2 protein-coding genes are annotated in these 4,101 nt (G+C 47.1%); both read right to left on the bottom strand.

All coding sequences use genetic code 11. The annotated features are described in order from the left end of the window. Positions 1-162: 162 nt before the first annotated feature. Complete coding sequence (locus LKK83_RS07110) at positions 163-639, bottom strand: transposase family protein (protein ID WP_324630302.1); 477 nt, start codon at positions 637-639, stop codon at positions 163-165. A gap of 659 nt (positions 640-1,298) precedes the next feature. Beyond that, positions 1,299-4,101 (bottom strand): M23 family metallopeptidase (locus tag LKK83_RS07105; RefSeq protein WP_324630300.1); only part of this gene is annotated, 2,803 nt, incomplete at its 5' end.

The following is a 4,101-nucleotide window of genomic DNA, read 5'->3' as shown; positions in this document are numbered from 1 at the left end:
GGTGCGTTGCGGCTCAAACCCATGTAGAACCAGGGGGACAATCGACAAGCTGCCGCAACGCACCGGCTTGATAATCTGGCAAGGTTCGTCAATTTATCTTGGTATTTGTCGTTGGCTTCCCGAATCGGTGCGTTCCGGCTAGTTTAATCTTGTTGGCAAAATTCAAGACTTGAACGAAGCCGGAACGCACCCTACCGCTAGATAGGCGCTCACCAACTGGATGGCTGGGTGAGGGGGCGAGTCAGGGTTGTCTGTTTCGAGCTGATACGAGCCTCGTAAAACTTTGCCATCCGTCGCGATCGTCTCGCCCGCTAGCGGTTGCACATCGAAGAATCGTGCCAGAGCAGCAGAATAGGCTTGGTAGTCTACCTTCAGCAGCACTCGTCGAATCGTGCTGTAGGACGGCAAGCGTTGTTTTGGCGGTTTGAACAGTGCCAGTAAGTCCTGACGATAGACGCTCAGCCAGTCACCAATCGCGAGAAATCCTCGGTTGCCAGCAGCAACCGCCAGAGTAAACAGAGCAAGGCATAGGGTCATCTGGTGTCGCTTGCCCGAAGCCTGACGAACGTCTGGAAGGTCGGCGAAGGCTTCCAGAATTTCAAGGCGCTCTGCTGGGGGCTGAACAGGTAAGCTCGTCATCTTGCCTAGACCTCGTATGGCATCGAACTTTATCCTAATCTAGTATCTCAGAGAATGAAATAGCCCTGCTACCACTCTAGTTGACATCTACTAAAAAAAATGTTACATTTACGCTGATGTTTAAGCAATTCAACTTCAAATAATGGCATCAATAAGATTTGAGATAGAAAGAGGGTATGAACATGTTTGGGGTGAAGAAGGCTACTATAGTGTCACCTTCGGAGGCTGTGTGGTAGGTTATCTTTACGACGACAATACAGGCAGGTTGCTAGATTCACTATCAAATGAAGTCAGTGCTACTGGTCGAGGAAGTACGGAATACGAGGCTAAGGAATGGGCGCGAGATGAATGGCGCGATCGTGTTTCAGAAGTAAAAAGCAACATTAGAGGTTATCTCATGCGAACATATCAAGACCGATACGGATACTAGAACTGATTCCAAGATTATATTTTAGTAAAGGTAGCGGTCTTTTCCGACCAAGGGTGTGACGGTCTACTCTGTTTTTCAATATACAAGGGTGTGTTGTGGCTTGAACCCATGTAGGACAATTTACAAGCAAGCTTCCCGAATCGGTGCGTTCCGGCTCGTTTAATCTTGTTGGCAAAATCCAAGACTTGAACGAAGCCGGAACGCACCCTACCGCTCGGCTACAAACTGGCTATCTGTATAACTTCACCAAACCCTTACGAACAGCCTCCTGAAAAATACTCGGAATATGCAAACGGCCAGAATTTGCAGGTGATTGGGGATAAGAAGGATTAGACATATTAGCATTGGCTCGACCATTATGTATTTCTACATGGGTATGAACGCCATAGCTTAATCCTGTATTGCCTTCTCGTCCGATTAAAGTGCCTGGCGAAATGATTTTTCCTTGCAAGCTTTCGTTAATAGAACCTTCAACCAAGTGCCAATAAATAAAAGTCTTGTTTAGCTCTCGGTTGTAGATAGCAACAGTGCCATTATAGCCCCAATCCTTGATTTGCTTTCCGTTTTTTGCTTCTATCACTTCTCCTCCCACCAGAGCATAGAGCGAGCTATTCCACTTACCACCGTAAGAGTCAAACGCTCGACCGGTGTTGTGATAACCATCGTTCCGTCGAGAGGTAATACGGTTTCCAGTTCCATCTTGATACAAAGCATTGAGGTAGTCAGACTCTTTGTATATATAAGTAGGATTAGGTTCGCTACCACCACCAGTATTGCGTTTCACCTCCGCATTCAAAACCAAGTGATAGTTACCACCATCGCCATCACCAGATTTATCCTTGACCCGAACATAGTATTCGCTGTTTGGTTTCAACTCATACGTGCCATAGATTGACTTCAGATTTGAAGAATTAACCTTCTTCAACTCCTTGCCATTCTTGTCATACAAAGCAAACTCAACATCTCCCTCCAGACGTAAATTATCGTTCCCGCTTCCATGGCGAACCGCAAACTGTAAAAGGTAAGGATCGGAGCCAGTGGAAAACTTGTAGTAATCGACCTCGTCAGTTCGATCTTTTCCAACAAAGTCATTCTTCGTCACCCGTTTACCGCCAATGTTGCCTAAGTCCCGAGCATCAGATCGATGCTGCCCCGCCTGATCCAAGTTATGAACGAAGGTGTATTTCTGGTTTAGTAAATGGGGATGTACGGCCAGAATAGGGTCTGCTACCATTCGATAGTAGCCCTTGGGCAAAGTCTCGTAGTGGGAGATGCCATTTGCTGTGCTGGTCGGTGTAACAATCTTCTCGGTTCCATTCACCTTACGGTAGAGAACTGGTCGATAGATATTCGACATATCTTGCCCGTTCTTACTGCGAACGGCAGTTTTGAGATCGCGGTTAGTACCATCCACTGTGAATTCGTAGTCAAACTCACCCTGTAGGTTGGTAAATTCATAGCGACCATCCGCCTTAAGTCTGTTGAAGTTCAGCACCACATCGTAATTGGTTTTAGTGCCATTGAGCGCGGTTACTTCAGCGTAATACTTGCTGTTCGGTTCCAACCATTGAGCGCCAAATAAGGGCTCCCGAGATTTGGAATCTACCGGTTCTCCAATTTGTTTGCCGCCCTCATCTAAGATTCGTACTCGTACATCACCATCCAACAGACGCTGACGATCTGCTTCGCTACCGTCGCTGTCCTGGCTACGTACTGCAAACCGTAGTTGGGTTGCCATATCGTCCGTCGTGAAGACATAGAGATCCCGATCCCCAGACGGCAGTCCGACGTGATCGCTGCGTACAATCCGTTGCCCCGCAAGCTTGCCGTTAACCGATTCGCGGTTAATGTTCCAAGCCTTGATACCGGTATCCCCAGCTTGGTCTAAATTCACAATCATCCGATAAGGAATGTTAGCTTTATTCTGCTCGACATCCACCTTGATGAGATATTTTCCGGGTGGCAAATCTTTGTAATTTAGATAATTGTCATCAGAATTGATGTCAGTCAAGGGAACCTGTCGCAGCCGACCCCCACCGAAGTCGCGATAGACGGTGGTGCGTAAGTCAGGATGAGCTAGGGTTGTATCCCGCGCCGCCAAACTAATATCGTTTTTATTCCCGTCTAACTCCACCCAGTATTCGCTACTGCCCCGCATATTAGGATAAGTGTGACGACCATCGGGAACATCAAAACGATTGGCTTTTGGGGTTGGCTGCCAAATTGGAGCAATGGTTTCAGGCAAGTCAAGGTTAGGAAGTTTATGCCCAGTTCCCGTGAAATAAGGAATGGCACTGACCCCGTTCCAGATAATATAGCCACCATCAAAATATTGAACAGCAGGCACATTTACCCCATTAAAGGCTTTCCAGTGAACTTGGATGTCTTCCAAAGCATTACCCAATTTTCCTTTCTGGGCTTCATAGGCTTCTAGAATTGCCTCCTCGGCTCGCTTCTCTGCCATCTTTTTAATCCATTCCGAAATATCGGTTACAGGCGGATTATCTGGGGGAGGTTGCACTGGCTCAGGACTGGGAAGATGGTCAACAATCGGCATTTCTTTGCCTTGACTACCTTCAACAAAGTTCATGACCAACTTATACTCATCAATTCTTGATAAGTTACCGCGATCAACTGTTAAAACATAGGTGCCAGGATCGAGTTTTCCATCTGCACCCGCGTAAAGCATAGTTCCATCATATTTACCTTCCAAGACAACTTGACCATTCTTGCGAAGAACAGCACTTCCTAGAACATTCAGTGAAAACTGTAACGGGGTTGGTTCATCAATTGAGAAGGCAAATGTATCACTGGGATTACTATCATTGAGCCAACCGTAATACCAACGCCGCCATTCTGGAGGCACAATCACATTCTGAACAGCCCGTTCACCTGGCGTATAGACACCCTCGCCACTCCAAGTTTCAGGACTCAAAAGAGCCGGTGTACTATGCTCCTCTGGCTTCGTCACCTTCGCCAAATGCACCGCCGCCGTCATATTCAGCAAGCCAGCGCCCGTTTCAGCATCATGA

Source organism: Phormidium sp. CCY1219, from assembly GCF_035615515.1.
Taxonomy (GTDB): domain Bacteria; phylum Cyanobacteriota; class Cyanobacteriia; order Cyanobacteriales; family Laspinemataceae; genus CCY1219.
Note: the sequence above shows the minus strand (reverse complement) of the source record. Positions and strands in the feature narration are given on the sequence as shown.